Origin of the sequence: Streptomyces sp. NPDC047315 (genome assembly GCF_040643215.1) — a bacterium.
Taxonomy (GTDB): domain Bacteria; phylum Actinomycetota; class Actinomycetes; order Streptomycetales; family Streptomycetaceae; genus Streptomyces.
Genome location: NZ_JBEYTZ010000026.1, coordinates 54656 through 69854, shown reverse-complemented (window position 1 = coordinate 69854; position 15199 = coordinate 54656). Strand labels below are relative to the sequence as shown.

Annotated in this window: 16 protein-coding genes and 2 pseudogenes; 9 read left to right on the top strand and 9 right to left on the bottom strand. The window is 70.2% G+C overall.

Annotated features, from left to right (window positions below; genetic code table 11):
• The first annotated feature begins 107 nt into the window (after positions 1-107).
• A complete protein-coding gene (locus tag ABZ842_RS27380; protein WP_361542079.1) occupies positions 108-356 on the top strand; it encodes a hypothetical protein in 249 nt (82 codons plus the stop codon).
• Complete coding sequence (locus tag ABZ842_RS27375; protein WP_361542076.1) at positions 353-1870, top strand: hypothetical protein; 1518 nt, start codon at positions 353-355, stop codon at positions 1868-1870. Before ABZ842_RS27380 ends, ABZ842_RS27375 begins: the two co-directional genes overlap by 4 nt.
• A gap of 14 nt (positions 1871-1884) precedes the next feature.
• Here ABZ842_RS27375 and ABZ842_RS27370 read toward each other — a convergent pair.
• The 5 genes and pseudogenes from ABZ842_RS27370 to ABZ842_RS27350 all read right to left on the bottom strand — a co-directional run.
• Positions 1885-2244: pseudogene (locus tag ABZ842_RS27370) on the bottom strand (type I-C CRISPR-associated protein Cas8c/Csd1); the annotation flags it as partial.
• Positions 2245-2525: 281 nt separating this feature from the next.
• Positions 2526-2948 (bottom strand): annotated as a pseudogene (locus ABZ842_RS27365) (single-stranded DNA-binding protein); the annotation flags it as partial.
• 60 nt (positions 2949-3008) lie between these two features.
• Positions 3009-3917, bottom strand: coding sequence for a peptidoglycan-binding protein (locus ABZ842_RS27360; protein ID WP_361542073.1), 909 nt, complete (start codon positions 3915-3917; stop codon positions 3009-3011).
• 77 nt (positions 3918-3994) lie between these two features.
• Positions 3995-4636, bottom strand: coding sequence for a hypothetical protein (locus ABZ842_RS27355; RefSeq protein ID WP_361542070.1), 642 nt, complete (start codon positions 4634-4636; stop codon positions 3995-3997).
• A 20-nt stretch (positions 4637-4656) separates the two neighbouring features.
• Positions 4657-5280, bottom strand: a complete 624-nt coding sequence (locus tag ABZ842_RS27350) for a hypothetical protein (RefSeq protein ID WP_361542067.1) — start codon at positions 5278-5280, stop codon at positions 4657-4659.
• Between the two features lie 422 nt (positions 5281-5702).
• Here ABZ842_RS27350 and ABZ842_RS27345 point away from each other — a divergent pair, with 422 nt between their 5' ends.
• From ABZ842_RS27345 to ABZ842_RS27315, 7 genes are all read left to right on the top strand, one after another.
• Positions 5703-6308, top strand: coding sequence for a hypothetical protein (locus tag ABZ842_RS27345; protein ID WP_361542064.1), 606 nt, complete (start codon positions 5703-5705; stop codon positions 6306-6308).
• A gap of 52 nt (positions 6309-6360) precedes the next feature.
• Complete coding sequence (locus tag ABZ842_RS27340; RefSeq protein ID WP_361542061.1) at positions 6361-6660, top strand: hypothetical protein; 300 nt, start codon at positions 6361-6363, stop codon at positions 6658-6660.
• Positions 6657-7691, top strand: coding sequence for a hypothetical protein (locus ABZ842_RS27335; RefSeq protein ID WP_361542058.1), 1035 nt, complete (start codon positions 6657-6659; stop codon positions 7689-7691). The genes ABZ842_RS27340 and ABZ842_RS27335 overlap by 4 nt, the downstream gene beginning before the upstream one ends.
• 14 nt (positions 7692-7705) lie before the next feature.
• A complete protein-coding gene (locus tag ABZ842_RS27330) occupies positions 7706-8530 on the top strand; it encodes a hypothetical protein (RefSeq protein ID WP_361542056.1) in 825 nt (274 codons plus the stop codon).
• Positions 8531-8680: 150 nt separating this feature from the next.
• A complete protein-coding gene (locus ABZ842_RS27325) occupies positions 8681-9853 on the top strand; it encodes a DUF2637 domain-containing protein (RefSeq protein ID WP_361542053.1) in 1173 nt (390 codons plus the stop codon).
• Between the two features lie 77 nt (positions 9854-9930).
• A complete protein-coding gene (locus ABZ842_RS27320; protein ID WP_361542050.1) occupies positions 9931-10332 on the top strand; it encodes a hypothetical protein in 402 nt (133 codons plus the stop codon).
• A 114-nt stretch (positions 10333-10446) separates the two neighbouring features.
• Positions 10447-12129: a hypothetical protein gene (locus tag ABZ842_RS27315; RefSeq protein WP_361542047.1), complete on the top strand. Its 1683-nt coding sequence runs from the start codon at positions 10447-10449 to the stop codon at positions 12127-12129.
• A gap of 607 nt (positions 12130-12736) precedes the next feature.
• On the opposite strand, the gene ABZ842_RS27310 is transcribed toward ABZ842_RS27315, so the two are convergent.
• From ABZ842_RS27310 to ABZ842_RS27295, 4 genes are all read right to left on the bottom strand, one after another.
• The gene (locus ABZ842_RS27310) at positions 12737-13558 is read right to left on the bottom strand and encodes a hypothetical protein (protein ID WP_361542044.1); all 822 of its coding nucleotides are present in this window, start codon (positions 13556-13558) and stop codon (positions 12737-12739) included.
• Positions 13559-13885: 327 nt separating this feature from the next.
• Complete coding sequence (locus ABZ842_RS27305) at positions 13886-14209, bottom strand: hypothetical protein (RefSeq protein WP_361542041.1); 324 nt, start codon at positions 14207-14209, stop codon at positions 13886-13888.
• Between the two features lie 74 nt (positions 14210-14283).
• The gene (locus ABZ842_RS27300) at positions 14284-14691 is read right to left on the bottom strand and encodes a hypothetical protein (protein WP_361542038.1); all 408 of its coding nucleotides are present in this window, start codon (positions 14689-14691) and stop codon (positions 14284-14286) included.
• Positions 14692-14807: 116 nt separating this feature from the next.
• Positions 14808-15191 carry a hypothetical protein gene (locus ABZ842_RS27295; RefSeq protein ID WP_361542035.1) on the bottom strand — a complete coding sequence of 128 codons (384 nt, stop codon included), beginning with the start codon at positions 15189-15191 and terminating at the stop codon, positions 14808-14810.
• Between the last annotated feature and the right edge of the window lie 8 nt (positions 15192-15199).

Genomic DNA, 15199 nt, shown 5'->3' with positions numbered 1-15199 from the left:
TGGAGCGCGCCCTGGAGGGCGGCCCGATCCCGCACGACGCTGAGACCCGACGTCTCCTGACGGCCGCGGGCGCCCTGGCCCCCGGGTATACCCGCGACCCTGCGCGGGTGAAGGCCACCGAGGACGCGATGATGCTCGCTTTTGAGCGGACCTTGAATCCCCTCAAGACGCGTGACGACGCCGGTACCGGCGACGGCCTGGAGGAACCCGAGTTGCACCGCGAGGAGATCGCGCTTCCGGGCGGGGGGCGCCTGGTCATGTCCGACCTGGAGCCGATCACGCCTGACCGGGTCGATGAGGCGGCGGCGATGTACGCAGAGATACTCGCGCGCAAGGCGAAGGACCCGCTCAGTTGAGCACGCCGCCGATAGAGCGTCTGGACATCGTGGTCGGGCGCTTCCCGATGGATGGCTCCCTGATCGAGCACCGGGGCACCTACACCCTGTTCCTGCGCCCCCAGACGTTCAGCAGCGCCGTGCGCCACGTCCGCAACGTCCTCCCGCACATCACGCTGGAGGCCGCGGAGTCGATGGTCCGGGAGCAGTGCCCCGAGTTCAAAGACTTCGACGAGCTGCTCGGGCTGAACGAGCCGCCCGTGCCCAGGGTGGAGCTGCCCGCCGACCCGCCGATGAAGGACGTCGGGCCGGTACGGCGCAAGCGGCACCGTCGGGTGGTCCTCGTGGCAGCGCTCCTGCCCGCGCTGGCGGCGAGCTGGGCCGTGGGCCGGTACACGAACGTCGCCGACACCTCGCCGGCGGAGACCAAGGCGATGGCACCGGAAGCCGATACGCAGGCGGAGCCGGCGCCGTTCGTTGAACCGCGGTTCGAGTTCTTCGCGGGGAGCAGCAAGATCGACTGCGACCCGATCAGCACGCTCGAGGCGGAGTGCACCGACGCCGACGGCATGGTGATGTCGACGAAGGCAGCCACCGGCCCCGACTCGACCATCTTCAGCTTCTCTTACGGTGCCGAGCGGATCGGCCTCCGCATCTTCCTCGAGCCCGAGTACGCGAGCGTCTGGGCGCGGCAGGGCGGCTCTCAGGAGCTATACCCGCACATGAAGGTCCACGGCCGCTACGTGCTGTGGGGCACCGATCCCGGGCGGGTCAGGGACTACGCCGACCTCCTGGTGCAGGCGGACCAGCGGGCGCCGCTGCCACCGAGGCTCGCCGCGCTCACCCTGGGCACGCTCGGGCTGGACAACACCGAGGTCAACCAGATCCTGGCGCAGCCCGCTGCGGCCGTAGCCGATGCGCCCGCCCTGATGGCTGCTCGGATGGTGTTGGGGATCGCTCCTGCTCCCGTGGGAGGCGTGCACGAGGGCGACGACGACATCGTGGCGCTCGCCGTGGGCATCGAGCCAGACCCGCCGGCCGTCGATCCGCCGGCCCCTGCGATGCTGCCGGTCGCGGAGCCCAGTTCGGGTACCGGATCGGGGTCGGGGTCGGGTGCTCCGTCGACGGCGCCCGCCGCGGGCGGCGGGGCGTCGCCGGCAGTTCCACCGACGGACACGAAGCCGCCGGCTGAGACGTCGACTCCGAGCACCCCAGCGCCGGTGGCCACGCCGAAGCCGGCGACACCACCGGAACCGACCGACCCGACAGTGAAGCCGGAGGAGCCGTCGACGCCGGAGGTTCCCTCCGAGGAGGCCCCGAGCACCCCGCCGGAGTCGACCGACCCGCCGTCGGAGGAGCCGGACGGCCCTGAGGCTCCCCCCGCTGAGGAATCCCCAGACGAGCCGTCGGAGTCGGAAGAGGACCCCGAAGAGCAGAAGCCGCCCGCCGGCGCCCCGGACAAGCACACCGACGGTGAACCGGACGACGCCGACGACCTGCTTTTCACGGGCTCCGCCTGGAGCAAGGCGGCCTAGCGCCGGGAGTTCGGTCAGAAGGGCAGGCCGGCCCTCTTCTGGTGCGCTTCTCCGAGGACGTAATTGGCCTGCTGCTTTGAGTCGAGTCGCGCCGGGACGTCATCGAGCTTCGCGGACAGCTTCGCGAGGTAGATCTCAACACTGGCGACACTGCGTGGGTTGTTCCGGCGCAAGTTGGCGAGTGCCTTGCGCACCGGCCCGGTCCTCAAGCGCGGAATCGCGTACATCGGATTGGTGGACAAGAGGCGGAGGTCGTTCAAGGGCAGCTCCTTGCCGACCCAACCGACGATTGTCTCGTATGCTCCGCCGATGCGTCCGCACACGTATCCGGGGTCGTTCGAGCTTTCGTCGAGCGGCATGAGGGTCTCCTGATCGCAGCGATAACGAGGCCGGTGCTCCGCCGATCGCGGAGCACCGGGATGCCGTTTCGATTTCGATCCTCACCTCGACCGCCGGGCCGAGCTTTCGACCGCGCCGACGCCGCGCGGTGTGCCACATGTGCAGTTGGCACACTACCGCAGTGCACGGACATGACCGAGCGAGTCGACCGCGCCCCTGCCGGTTCCCTCACAGCTTCTGAGCGTACGCAGTGGGTGCCGACAACTAGCCTGCCCCACTGCGTACGCGGCGACGGTCAGAACGGGGTCTCTGGGGCCGCCCACCGGTCGTCAGCGGCGGGGCGGCCCTGCGCCGCGGTGGACGTCCGCTGCGCGCCGCTGGTCTTGGTCATCTGGGCCGTGGCGTTCTTGAGGCTGGCGCCCACCTCCTCGACGTCCAGTTCGTACACGGTCCGTTTGACGCCCTCGCGGTCCTCGTAGGAGCGCTGCTTGAGGCGGCCCTGCACGATCACGCGCATGCCGCGCTGGAGCGACTCGGTGACGTTCTCCGCCGTTTGCCGCCACACGGCGCAGGTCAGGAACAGGCTGTCGCCGTCCTTCCACTCCTGGGTGTCGCGGTCGAAGGTGCGGGGAGTGGACGCGACGCGGAACTTCGCGACCGCGGCGCCGGACGGGGTGAAGCGCAGCTCGGGGTCGTCGACCAGGTTGCCGACGATGGTGATGGCGGTCTCGCCTGCCACAGACGGGGCCTTTCGGGTCTGGGGCCGGCCCGCGTGGGTGCGGGCCGGCCTGAGGGGTGGTCAGGAGAAGAGGAGCTTCCAGGTGAGCGGGCCGGGGATGCCGTCCGGGTCGCCGCGCAGCTCCTTGCGGGAGCGCTGGAAGGCGGCGACGTTCTTGCGGTCCGCGTCGCTCCATCGCGGCCCTGGCCCGGAGGCGTAGTGCCGGCCGAAGCCGCGCTTCACGAGCTGCTGGCCGAGCAGCGTGATGTGCGGGTTGTTCTTGCCCGGCCCGAAGTACGAGGCGCCGGGGAACGGCGGCATCGGCTTGGGCTTCGGCTTCGTCCCGCCGGACGGGCCGCCGGGTACGTTGGCCGTCGCCTTGGCCAGGGAGAGGACCGTGGCGAAGTCGAGGTCACCGGGGTCGCCGTGGGTGTTCTCGGGAACGTGCTGGTGGCCGCACCAGCCGTTGAAGTCGGTCCAGGCCGAGAACGACATGCGGGCCGCGGTCTTGCCGTACGAGGACGGGTAGGGGAGCCAGGTCTTGGGGCCGGTGAGCGCGATGCCGTTGTGCTTGAACTGCCAGGCGAGGAACTCGGCGAGGCCCTTGAGCGCCCAGTCCGGTGCGTCCGGCCAGAAGATGTAGTCCTTGCCCGCCTTCGCGCCGTTCCACGACGTCTTGCGCTTCGGGTCGCAGGTGCCCACCAGCTCGACCTGCACGGCGTTGAGCGTGTTCGTCTCGACGCCGCCGGCGAGGTTGACCAGGGCGCGGGCGGACCGGTTGAACGGGTAGTGCTGGTAGAAGTCCAGGCGCTTCTTCGTGAAGTTCGGTTTGGCGGTGATGTTCGGGGCCGAGGCGCCGCCGCCGTACGACGGCAGGGAGGTGCCCTCGGTCGTGTGGATGACGCCGCAGTTGGGCTTGATCGGGGAGCCGTTGTAGCGGCCCGAGTAGTCGTAGGCGCGGCTGGCGCCCGGGTAGTAGGTGACGGTCATGGTGTGCTTCCTCCGCTGCTGGTGATCAGGGAGGGGCACCGTGCAGTGTGGGTGGGGTTTACGTCGCGTGCAGGCCGTCAGGGGTCGATGACCTCGACGTCAACGACGCCTCCACCTTCGAGTTCGGGCGGGTACTGGACTGCGGAGAGCGTCTTGCTGAGGCGTTCGGCGAGCGCCGACAGGTCCACGGGCTGCTCGTCGGCTTCGGCCGGCCCGCTCAGGCCGGTGATCTCGACGGCCACCACCGCGTCCTTGCCGTAGTGGTCGCGGTGCTGCCGCTCCAGGTACCAGGCGTCAGCCCGCCAGTCCGGGGCGGTCCGGTCCTCGACCGTCTCCTCGACGATCTGCCCGGTCTCGGGGTCGCGGTACTTGCGCGTGGTGACCTTGGTGACGATCCCGCCATCGGCGACCCGGCGGATGTTCGCCATGGCGCGCACGGCGGCGTGGGCGCGCGCGGTGCGCACCTGCTCGTACAGGGCTGCGTACTGCTCCGCCGCCGGGTCCGGTTCCCCGCCGTCCTCGCGGGCTTCGGCTTCGGCGCGGCCGAGCGCCATCCAGCGCAGGAAGCTGGTGCGGGAGATCCCCGCCATCTCCGCGGCCAGTTCGACAGCGATGCCCATGCGGGACGCGTTGACGAGGCGCGTTTCCACCTCTGGGGAGAGCAGGAGGGGCCGGCCGCGGCGGCTCGTGGACCGGCGGGCCTTGCGTCGGGTGGACATGAGGAGACCTCGCAGCAGGTTCAGCGGCCGGTGGTGAACTGGTGTCCGCAGGCAGGGCAGGTGGTGCACGCGGCGCGGCCGTCGTCGTCAGGGCTGAGTCCGCCGTCGTCGGGCAGGTGCAGGGTGGCCGGCTCGTCTTCACGGATGCCGCCGGGCAGGGTCTCAGGATCGGTCCGGCGAAGGATCTGGTCGATCTCGTCGGGGGAGATGGCCAGGGAGTCGAACAGTTCCGCGTCACCGGTCGCCAGGTCCTCGAGAACCGCGGCGAACTCGCGGGGGTCCCAGCCGCCTTCGCCGGGGAGCCGGTTGAGCTTGATGGCCACCGCCTCCGCTTCGGCGTCAGAACGGGATGCCCAGCCGCGGAGAACAGGGACGAGCCAACCGCCGTCCTCGTCGATGACGATGCCGCTCGGTGCGCTCATCCCACGGGACTGCATCTCGATCAGGGACTCCCGGCGGCCGTGGCCGTGAAGGGTCCTCTGCGTGCGCTCGTCGACGATCGGTGTCTCCACCAGGCCGTGCATGGCGATCGACTCGATGATGAGCTCGAGCTCGTGACGCTTCGGGTTACGGGGCGCCGGCAACAGGTCGGTCAGCGGCACGTAGGCGAGGGAGCGCGGCGGGCTGGCGATCGTCTCGGTCACGGCGGGTACGGTCCTCTCGAGTGCGTCGGTGTCCCGGCGGCGGGGGAGGGCTGCGAGACCGCGGACTTCAACCGCGGCGCCCCGCCTCGCAAGCGGGACATGCCGTCATGGCCGGCCCTCACCCGCCGCCGGGCCGTACCGCCCTCGTTCCGGATGGGGCCGTACGGGGCTCCGCCGGATTCCGGTGATATCGCCGGAGCGGTGGGGCCGCGGGGAACCGTAGGTGGGCGCGCGCTTTACGTCGCCCCCACCCGAGAGTCGCACTGCTGTACTCTAAGAGCTGGTTGGGAGAGCACCCAGCTACCTGGGCCTAGGTGTAACAAAAATCGGCGGTTGTCGTACTTCCATACGACGCCCCCGGAACACCCCGCCCGGGACAGCCCCAAATCCCCGGGCAGGCGTCCGGGGAAGGAGGAAAACCAATGGCGAACGATGCCACCGAGGACCCTCACGCCGAGCAGCCCCCGCAGCAGACCCTTTCCGAGATCGGCTTGGTCGGCGCGCTCGCCCGCCTGCTGGATGAGCGCACAGCCGAGGTCATCCAGCCGCGGGTGGACGCGCCGAAGGCGCGTCTGATCGAGGAGTGCACCGCGGACGGGCGGTCAAATCTCATCGTCCGCGTCGGAGACGACGTGATCGGCCGCTACACGGTCAACCTCGCGCAGCCCAAGATCGTTGTGGACCCCGACAACGAGGCGGCCCTCAACCAGTACGCCGACGAGCACAGCGGCACCGAGGTCGTCATCCGCCGCAACCCGACGTGGGAGCGGGCCCTACTCAAGTACGCCGAGTACGACGAGGACACGGGGCTGATCATCGACACCAGGACCGGTGAGGCGGTCCCGGGGCTCAAGTACGAGAAGGGCGGCGACCCCACGGGCACCCTGACGTTCACGTGGGAGCGGAAGGGCGTCGGTAGGCAGCGGTTGATGCGCCACTACCTCAGCGGAGCCCTTAACCACCTCCTGACGGAGACGCCGGAGCTGATGGCCGGCCCCCGGCACACCGCCGAGGACACCGACCGCTGACCGCCCGGGCCCGGCCCCCGACCGGCCGGGCCCGCTCCTCAAGGGATTCCCCATGGCTACGCCTACCGACGTACTCACCCCGGCACTTGCCAGCGGCATTTCCGACCGCGCCTTTCGCATGTACTGCGTCCTCGTCCTTCGCACCGACGGCGGCTGGGTCCCCGTCCCCCTCTTCGCGGGAATGTGCGGGATGCGCTCCCACCAGATCCGCCTGTTCCTCACCGAACTCCGCACCGCCGGCGTCATCGAGACCGAGCGCCGCTACGGGGTCGGCGCCACCGGCCGGAAGACGTGGCACACCTTCGTCCGCCTCGTAGACGACAACGCCACCGCCACCGAGGGCGCAGCATGAGCGACTTGATCAGCAACAGCGGCGTTCGGATCAACCGAGCCCCATACGTCCACGTCGACTCGGGGACGGTTCGCGACACCACGATGAGCTACCGCGCTCTGGGCATGCTCACTTACCTCCTGGACCAGAGCGAGGACTGGCAGGTGAAGTCCGAACAGCTCACGAAGGGGGAGGGCCGCGAAGGACGCCAGGCCATCCGCAAGACGCTGCACGAGTTGGCGCGCCGCGGCTACTACCGCCTGGAGCGCCGGCGGTTCCTCGACAACCATTACGCCATGGGGACGGCGATCTCCGTGGTCAGGGTGGAGCAGTGGGCCAGGGATTACGTGACCTTCGGTGAGAAGCTGGACGTCCCCGTCGTGGAGCAGGAGGACGGCTCGTTCCTCGTGCAGTATCCGGACGGCTCGCTCGGCAGCGACGGTTTCGCCGCCGACACCAGAGACCGCCGGCCCGAGGACGACGAGCCCGAGACCGGGACTGAGGACGACGAGCCCGAGACCGGGGCCGAAGACGACGAGCCGGCCGCCCCGACGCCGAAGACCGCACCGGCCAAGCGGCAGCCCAGGTCCGTCAAGAAGCCCCCGGCGGCGAAGGCGCCGAAAGCGAAGACGGAGGCCGCGCAGCAGAAGGCCGCGGAGGACGCACTTCTCGACGTGGACGCCGAACGAGTCGCCGAATGGTGGTGGGCCGAGGCGAAGGCACGGTTCGGCCCCTACGTCGGGTCCACGCGCGGCTACGTCGCCATGCGCACGCAGGTCCGCAGCGCGTTGAAGAAGGGCTACACCAAGAACGACTGCGGCAGGGCCCTCATCCATGCCGCGAAGCACTGGCCCAGCGCGCAGCAGTGGCAGGAAGCTCTCGGGGTCGTCACCAACCGCATCCAGCCCCGGCAGGCCCACGGCCGCACCCCGTACAACAACACCTCGACCTGGGGCGACCAGGACACCCCGCCACCGGGCGCCACAGCCGCCCCGCCCCCCGTTGATGACGATTTCGACGACGCCACGTTCGGCGTCATCGAACGGCCGTGAGGAGCGTGGATCCGATGTCTCCCGCCACGGACACCCCGTCGATGTCGAGCGCTCCGGCCCGGGGGATGAACTCCCTCGACGTGCTCAGCCAGCACATGCTGGCCACGTTGAAGCGCGGCGGCGCGGACATGTCCAAACTCGGCATCCCCCCACAGCCGGAGCCGGCCGACGGCCTCTGGGAGCACGTCAGCGTTCCACAGCTCCGAGCCCGACGGGACATGTGGACGAGGAGCGTAAGGGAGGCGTCACACGACGAGTACCTGCGCTTCCGCTTCGAGGACCTGGACCCGAACCAGAAACCGAACACCCTGCGGAACTGGTTGAACTCCCTGGTCGAGGCGAAGAAGCGCCGAGCACGGCCGGAGGTCTTGAACATGATCGTGCCGGGGCCCATCGGCAGCGGTAAGACCGCCGCGCTGTGCGCGGTCGGCAACGAGGCTGCCGACCTGGGTCTCGTCACACGGCTTGTGAAGCACTCCACGTACCTGACGTGGCGCCGTCCGGACTCCGCTCCGCACAACCTGACCGCCCACCAGGTTCGGGAACGGTTCGTCACCTGCGACCTGCTCATCCTGGACGAGTTCTGCGGCGAGATGGACATGACCGCCACCCAGTTCGCCCGCCGGGAGACCACTGACCTGATCGACTCCCGGCTCGCGGCCGGCCGGCCCACCGCGTACTCCACAAACCTGCGCAGCCGCCGGACCCCGGAGCACCCCGGCTTGGGCGTGGTCGACATCCTCGGTGAACAGCTCCTGTCTCGACTCGAAGCCTCCGCCCACCTGGTGAAGATCCAGGGCCCCGACCGACGGAAGCCAGCGAAGCCGCTCGACTGGTAACCACCCCTCCAAATGCCCTCAATGCGGTGTGAAACTGACGCATCGTGATCCACATCTGGGCACGCAGGCGGAAAGACGCTATATCGTTTGGTCGACCCGGAAGGCCATGAGCATACGCCGACCGGGTGACCCGAACGAAGGGAAAGCGCCTTGTCCAAGCTGCCGTTTCTCCGTGCCCGCAACGGCAGGGTGAAGGTGCCGAAGCCGCCCGCCAACACCGATTCCGGTGTTCCGCCGCTCACCGGCTGGGAACGCTTCGGCGCCGTCCTCACCGTGCTCCTCGGTATCTGCGTCGGCGGCCTGGGCTTCTACGCGTCCTTCGACTCCGTATCCCTCCGAGCAGAGTCGTGGGGCTTCGAGCAGCCGTGGGTGCTGCCCACGGCGATCGACTCGGCGATCCCCGTGTTCACCGCGGCCCACCTGTACCTGATCCGCATGGACATGGCCTTGGCGTGGGTGCGGTTCGTCCCCTGGGCGCTGAGCCTGGTCACGTGCGCCCTGAACGTCGCCGCGGGCGACACCCTGTGGGCGAAGGTCGCGCACGGCGCGATCTCCCTGCTGTGGGTCGGCGTCTCCGAGATCGCCGCACACGTCTACGCCGTCCGCATCGGCGCCGCGACCGGCCGTCGCCGCCGCCTGGGCAACATCAAGCGGCGCCGCTGGCTACTCGCCCCACGGCGCACCTTCCAGATGTGGCGCAGGATGCACTTGTGGGAGCTGGACCACGACACCGTGCTCAAGCTGGAACTGGAGCGGCTGACCTACCAAGCTCACCTCCGTGCACAGTTCGGCAGGCGCTGGCGCCGGAAGGCGCCGGTCGAGATGCTGCTCCCCCTGCACCTGGCGCGCAACGGCGTCCCCCTCACCGAGACCGTCCCCGCCGGCCTGGCCGCGGCCGACACCTCGCCCACCCGCGCCGCGGCCCCCTCCCTGAACATCCCGAAGCCCGCAGCAGCGACGCCCGCGGCGGCGCCTCGGGCTCACCGGGTCAGCGCCTCCGTCCCGCCGGGCGAGGCACCCGCTGCGGAGTCGACCAGGCCCGCGCCGGCGCCCACTGCGGAGCAGCTCGACGAGGCACCGTCCGAAGAGGAGTTGTACGCCACCGTCGTGGCCGCGCTGGAGGCCGGGGAATTCTCGCGCTTCAACGCTGGTGGAGACCTGACGGGGGCGTCGATCGGCCGGATTCTCGGCCAAACTCCGCAGAACGGCCGGAAGGTCAGGAACCGACTGCTGACCCGATACGCCGCCCACCTCAGCGACCAGGGCGTGGCCGTGCCGGAGAACTTCACCATCGAGGACCTGGCGACGCCAACACCCGTGTAAGGCATCCTGCCTCTACCCGCACCAACGCGGCGGGCCCCCACCCTGGGGGTCCGCCGCCTGCATGATCGGACCCCTCCATGAGACCGGAGACCCAGGCCCGGATCGCCGCCGCCCGCGCCGCCCGCGACCTGTCCGACCTGGCCCGCCAGACGGTCGGCACGACCGCCGAGCCCATGACCCCGACCGAGCGCATCCGCCGGGCACGCCAACTGCGGAAGCTGGCCAACGACGTCGTCGACCTCGTCGTGCTGGCCGAAGCCCTGGGCGGCGCCGACTGGCAGGAGATCACCGACGCGCTGAACCGCCTGGATACGGCGACAGTCCAGGACGAGTACGCCGACGCCGTCGCCGAGTGGGACGCGCTCCCAGACGCCGACGACGCCGGCGCCGAGGACTTGGACGACTGGTACGCGCGGCACCGCGAAGACCACGACCCCGGCCTCGAGAAGCCTGTCACCGAACTCCTGAACAGGCGTTGAGCCGGCCCTTCGCGCCGGGTTAGAGTACAGCAATGAGACCACGAGAGCTTAAGGCCCTCGCTGCCTCATTCTGCGCGGGAGAGCACCCGCGCGCCCCCGAACGAAGGAAAACCGATGGCTGCCACTCTGACGCCTCTGCGCAAGCGCACGTCCCGCCGGCCGACCGGCCTCCCGAACCCTCCGATGATGCTGCTCGTCGGGCCTGAGAAGTGCGGCAAGAGCTTCGCAGCGGCCGTGGGCACCAAGTCGGACCTGCTCGGGATGACGTACTGGATCGAGATCGGCGGCTCCGAGGGCACCGCCGACTACTACGGCCGCATCCCGGGTGTCCGGTACGAGATCGTCGAGCACGACGGCTCGTTCGCGGACATCCGTGACGCTATCCGGTACGCCGTCGCGCAGCCGCCCGTGGGCGGCAAGCCGAACATGATCGCCGTCGACAACATGACCGCTCTGTGGGACTTGCTGAGTGATGAGCAAGCGCTCTTCGCCCGCAGCCGGGCGGAACGGAAGGCACAGGAGAACCGGCGCCGCGCCCCGGGCCTTGACGACCCCATCGTCATCGACCCTGACCTCTGGCTCCGAGCCAAGGAGCGGTGGGGCGAGATCCTATGGCTGCTCCGCCGACACCACGGCCCCACCCTCCTGCTCGCCCGTCAGGAGATCGTGACCGCGTTCGAAAACGACAAGCCGACCCGGGAGAAGACGCGGAAGATCAAGGCGGAACGGCACCTGCCCTCCGCCGTCGATGCGATCGTCGAACTCCACTCGTTCGGCGAGGCGCACCTGACCGGCGTCCGCACCCTCCACTGGGACATCAAGCCGGGGGATTCCACACCCTTCCCGGACTTCTCGATCGACACGCTGCTGCGACGCCTCGGATTCGAGGAAGCCGCCCCCGTCCGGCAGGTCACCGAGACCCGGCCCGAGGCATACCTACATGAGCAGGGCCGGCAGCAGCAGGAAGGGGAGGGGCGGCAGCCCAGGCAGAACGGGTTGACCGGCCCGCAGGCGACCGAGCTCATCAGGAAGGCAGTGACCGACAAAACCAACCCCGAAGCAGCCCTCCAAGGCATCCGCGAGGAGTGGGGCATCCGCACCCTGAAGCAGATCCCCACCAAGTCCAACTTCGGGACGATGAGCGCGGACAACCTGATCACCCGCTCCCTCGCCTACATCAAGGGCCAGGCCCAGAACCAGCAGCAGAACGAGAGCCAGCGGGGAACACCGGCCGGCGCCCACGCCGAGCAGGGGGAGACGACCAGCACCCCGCCAGCAGCGGTCGCGCAGGGCCAAGAGCGCGAGCACCGCGGGGCGCCGCCCACGCCGCCGCCGGCCCCCCAGCCGGAACCCGCGCCGCCGGCAGAGGACGGCGCTCCCCCGCCGCCGGACCCGCAGTCCGAGGAGCCGCCGCCCCCCGAGACGCCAGAGGACACCAGCGCGGCCGAGGAACCACAGGACCTCCCGCCCCGTCCCACGGCCAAACGCGCAGCGCGGAAGAACCCGAACGAGGACATCGCCCGCCGAGCGCTGCTCGACGAAGCCGACGTCCAAGCCCGAATCAAGTTCGTCACGCGCGGTGATCACCTTCAGCCGATCTACACCGACGGCGAACCGGGCCTAGCTCAGCTTCGCGACTACGTGCAGGCGCAACGCAGCGAGGTGATCGCACTCCTGAAGGAGAACGATCAAGCCGACCTCGCCGACCTCTACGGGAAGGCGCCGATGCCGGACCTCGCCCTCAAGAAGAAGTTCGCCGCCTACTTCGACGGCACGCCTGCCGGACCGCCGCAGTGACGTGAGGGAGCGCGCCGGGACGCATCGTCCCGGCGCGCCCCCGGCCGCCGGCGCGCCCCGCATCCAGCGCCGCCGCGCCTCAGGCGCGCGAGCGCGCCGCGCCACCGCCTCTCAAGCGCGCCCAGATCGCTTCCGACGCGCGCCCGACCGGCGCGCTCCACCACCCAGGCGCGCCCGACTGGAAGCGCGCGGCGCGGCAACCCGGGCGCGCCCACGCCCCTCACAAGAGCGCGCCCCGTACGGTGGCGCGCTTCCCCGCGGGCGCGCCAACCCACCCGCGCCGCGCGCTCCCCTTACGAAGCGCCGCGCGCCCAAGACTGCGGGCGGGCGCGCCCCACTGGCGCGCGCCCTGTGACCTGCGAATTCGCCATGGCGCGCCCCGTCAAGCCCCATGGGCGCGCCTCTCAGCTCAAGGCGAATCGAGCTCCAGGAGGAAGGAGCGCAGAGGGTTCCGCGCGCTCTCGACCATGCGGCCGAGGGGCGCGCGGCGCGGCACGAGCCGCGGTCGAGCGCGCGCCTTCGGTACACCTACCGCGCCGACCGGGGCGCGCCCAGATACGACGAAGGGCGCGCCCGCAGGCGCGCCCTCCTCCCGTACCGCGCGCCCCTACGGCGCGCTCTGCCGCGCGGCGCGGGCGGCCTCGCGCGCTTCCCGGCGCGCCTGCCTCTTCTTCTCTGCCAGTTCCTCACGGACCTGGCTCCGGAGGCGGGAGAACTCTTCGGGGTGCTGCTCGCCGAGAAGCTTGAGCGCGCGCAGCCGGACGTTGGGCTCGAGCGGCATCCGCCCAAGGCGCGCATCGGCGTACTGGATGGCGTACCGCAGGAAAGCAGCTTCCGCCTGGACCCGTTCAAGGAACCCGGCAACCCGGGAATCATGGGCCTTGCGGCTCTCGCCGGCCGCGGGCGCCGGCAGGAACCGGGCCGGCTCCTGCATCATCAAGGCACAGACCGCGTTGGCCCGGCGCGCTACTTTCGGTGACCGGAAGGCGAGAGTCTCCACCCGTCGCGACACCGGCCCAACGACCGGCTCATCGAGGACGACCGCAGCCCACCGGCGGGTGAACGCCTCCTTGTCGAGCGCCGCGAGCAGCTTGGCTTCCTCATGGGCAAGGTCGTCGACGACATCCTGGTACGGGGGCATCGCCGCTTGGAGGGCGGTCCGCAACGGAGCGATGCGGGCATTCTGCTCGGTCTTGGTCTCGCCGCCGCGAAGAGGCATGAAGCTGCGAATGTGCTTGATGGCCAGCTCCAGCGCGTCGAGGGTTCGCGGAGCCATACGGGGCGAGGCCAGCGCCGCGCCTTGGACGGCACGCGGGGCGCCCGTCTTGGACCCGCCGGTGACGTATTCGACGACCGCGTTCTTCAGACCGTCGGCAGACATACCCAACAGGCGCTCGACCTCCGCCTCGACCTCCTGCGCTTGCGCCATGCAGTCTGCTCCTCCGCTTTCGGGTGGGGCCCGCTGCTCTCGGGCCGAAGATCCGTGTCGTGCTGGGACAGCAAGAGGTGGCCGCACCTCCGCGATAGCGTGTGCCGGTTCATCGCAAGAGCAACCGCTCCCCGGCCCCCAGTGCTCTACACGCACCAGGTGGTCTCGATGCACTGATGTCAGGCACCCCTGGGGAAGGGAACACCAATGGCGGTCCAATAACCCAAACACCTGACGGCTATCTCAACGCTGTTGTCGCGGTAGCGGTACGGCCACCTCGAATGCCGATGGTACCCGCCGCCCGGAGGCGAGCGGGCGCCGCGGCGCCTACTCGGTCCGCGGGGCCTTCGTCCTGGTCGTCATGGACTCGATCATCGGGGCGAGCTTGCTCGGCTTCCAGAGGAGGTCGTAGCTCGTCTGCGAGGCCGCCAGGACACCGAGGAGGGTCGCGGCCGTGAGCTGTCCGTGCTGGAACTGGGTCCAGCCGCCGTCGGCCGCTACGGCGACGACGCCGGCGATGAGCGCGGCCACGACCGCCACGCCCTTCTTGTACTTCGCCGACCACGCGGGCTTCTGCACGACCGCGGTGAGGAGCGGCAGCAGGGCGCCCACCTGGGCGCCGGTCGAGAGGGATTCGAGGGTTGCTGACACGGAGGTCCTGCCCTTCGTAGGAGGTTGTGCGACGGGCAGGACTGTGGAGGGTGGCGGGGCCTTGCGTCGCGGGTTCAGGGGGTGGGGTCGTCGAGGTCTTCCGCGATCTCCCGGGGCGGCGCCGGAACGGGCCGCTCGTACAGCTTGGCGACCAGGGCGCGGAGCTGGTGGATGTAGGCGACCGCCGCCACCTTCCAGCGGCGCCACTGCCGCTGCTCCTCCTCGAGGCGCTCGACCCTGTTCTCCAGCGTCGCGACCCGCTCGAGGGTCTGGGAGTTCGTCGCACGGGACTGCTCCAGGAGCTGCGCGAACCCGTCGGTCACCGTCTGCACGGAGGCCACGAACGTGCTCGCCTCCGCGGTCCGGGCGTCGGTGTCGGTCATGCGCTTGTTCCCCCGGTACACCAGCCACGCCCCGCCCAGCACGCCGGTCATCCCGAACAGCGGGCTGAGGACGGGCGCCAGAGAGGTGAGCCACTGCACGAGCGTCTCCTTGGTCGTCGGTCGTTCAGGTTGGGGTGCGCGGGAGCCGAGGCACAGTTGTGGCCTGCGGCTCCCCGCAGGCCGTACTGTGCACGGCCGCACGGCTTGCGTCTCGGTCAGATCGGAGGGGGCAGCAGATCGCGCGGGACGCCGGCGGTGATGTTCCAGGCGTCCCGGACGGCGGTGAGGATCTGGGCGTCGGTGACCGCCGCGTTCAGGGCCTCGGGCTGCTGGCTGACGGCACCCGCGGCGGCCGTGACGATGGTGTCCGCGGTGGCGATGACCGGGGTGAGTCCCGCGCTGGCGGAGGCGGTGAGGTCTGCCGGGTTGAGTACGGAGCGGGCGAGGCTGGCGCGCAGGGGGTGGCCGGGAGTGGAGGGGTCCTCCATGAGGACCTGCCGAGCAACGCAGGTCGAGGCGATCCGGACGCGGGCGACGAACGGCCCGTGAACGGCGAGCGCGTACATGGAGCTGAGCGGGATGGCGGGCACGAGGGGCATGAGGGTCC

Coding starts and splice junctions, on each gene's coding strand:
- ABZ842_RS27320 (WP_361542050.1), top strand. CDS start 9,931: ATGAGACCGGAGACCCAGGCCCGGATCGCCGCCGCCCGCGCCGCCCGC.
- ABZ842_RS27355 (WP_361542070.1), bottom strand. CDS start 4,636: ATGTCCACCCGACGCAAGGCCCGCCGGTCCACGAGCCGCCGCGGCCGG.
- ABZ842_RS27335 (WP_361542058.1), top strand. CDS start 6,657: ATGAGCGACTTGATCAGCAACAGCGGCGTTCGGATCAACCGAGCCCCA.
- ABZ842_RS27345 (WP_361542064.1), top strand. CDS start 5,703: ATGGCGAACGATGCCACCGAGGACCCTCACGCCGAGCAGCCCCCGCAG.
- ABZ842_RS27310 (WP_361542044.1), bottom strand. CDS start 13,558: ATGGCGCAAGCGCAGGAGGTCGAGGCGGAGGTCGAGCGCCTGTTGGGT.
- ABZ842_RS27295 (WP_361542035.1), bottom strand. CDS start 15,191: ATGCCCCTCGTGCCCGCCATCCCGCTCAGCTCCATGTACGCGCTCGCC.
- ABZ842_RS27360 (WP_361542073.1), bottom strand. CDS start 3,917: ATGACCGTCACCTACTACCCGGGCGCCAGCCGCGCCTACGACTACTCG.
- ABZ842_RS27340 (WP_361542061.1), top strand. CDS start 6,361: ATGGCTACGCCTACCGACGTACTCACCCCGGCACTTGCCAGCGGCATT.
- ABZ842_RS27330 (WP_361542056.1), top strand. CDS start 7,706: ATGTCTCCCGCCACGGACACCCCGTCGATGTCGAGCGCTCCGGCCCGG.
- ABZ842_RS27315 (WP_361542047.1), top strand. CDS start 10,447: ATGGCTGCCACTCTGACGCCTCTGCGCAAGCGCACGTCCCGCCGGCCG.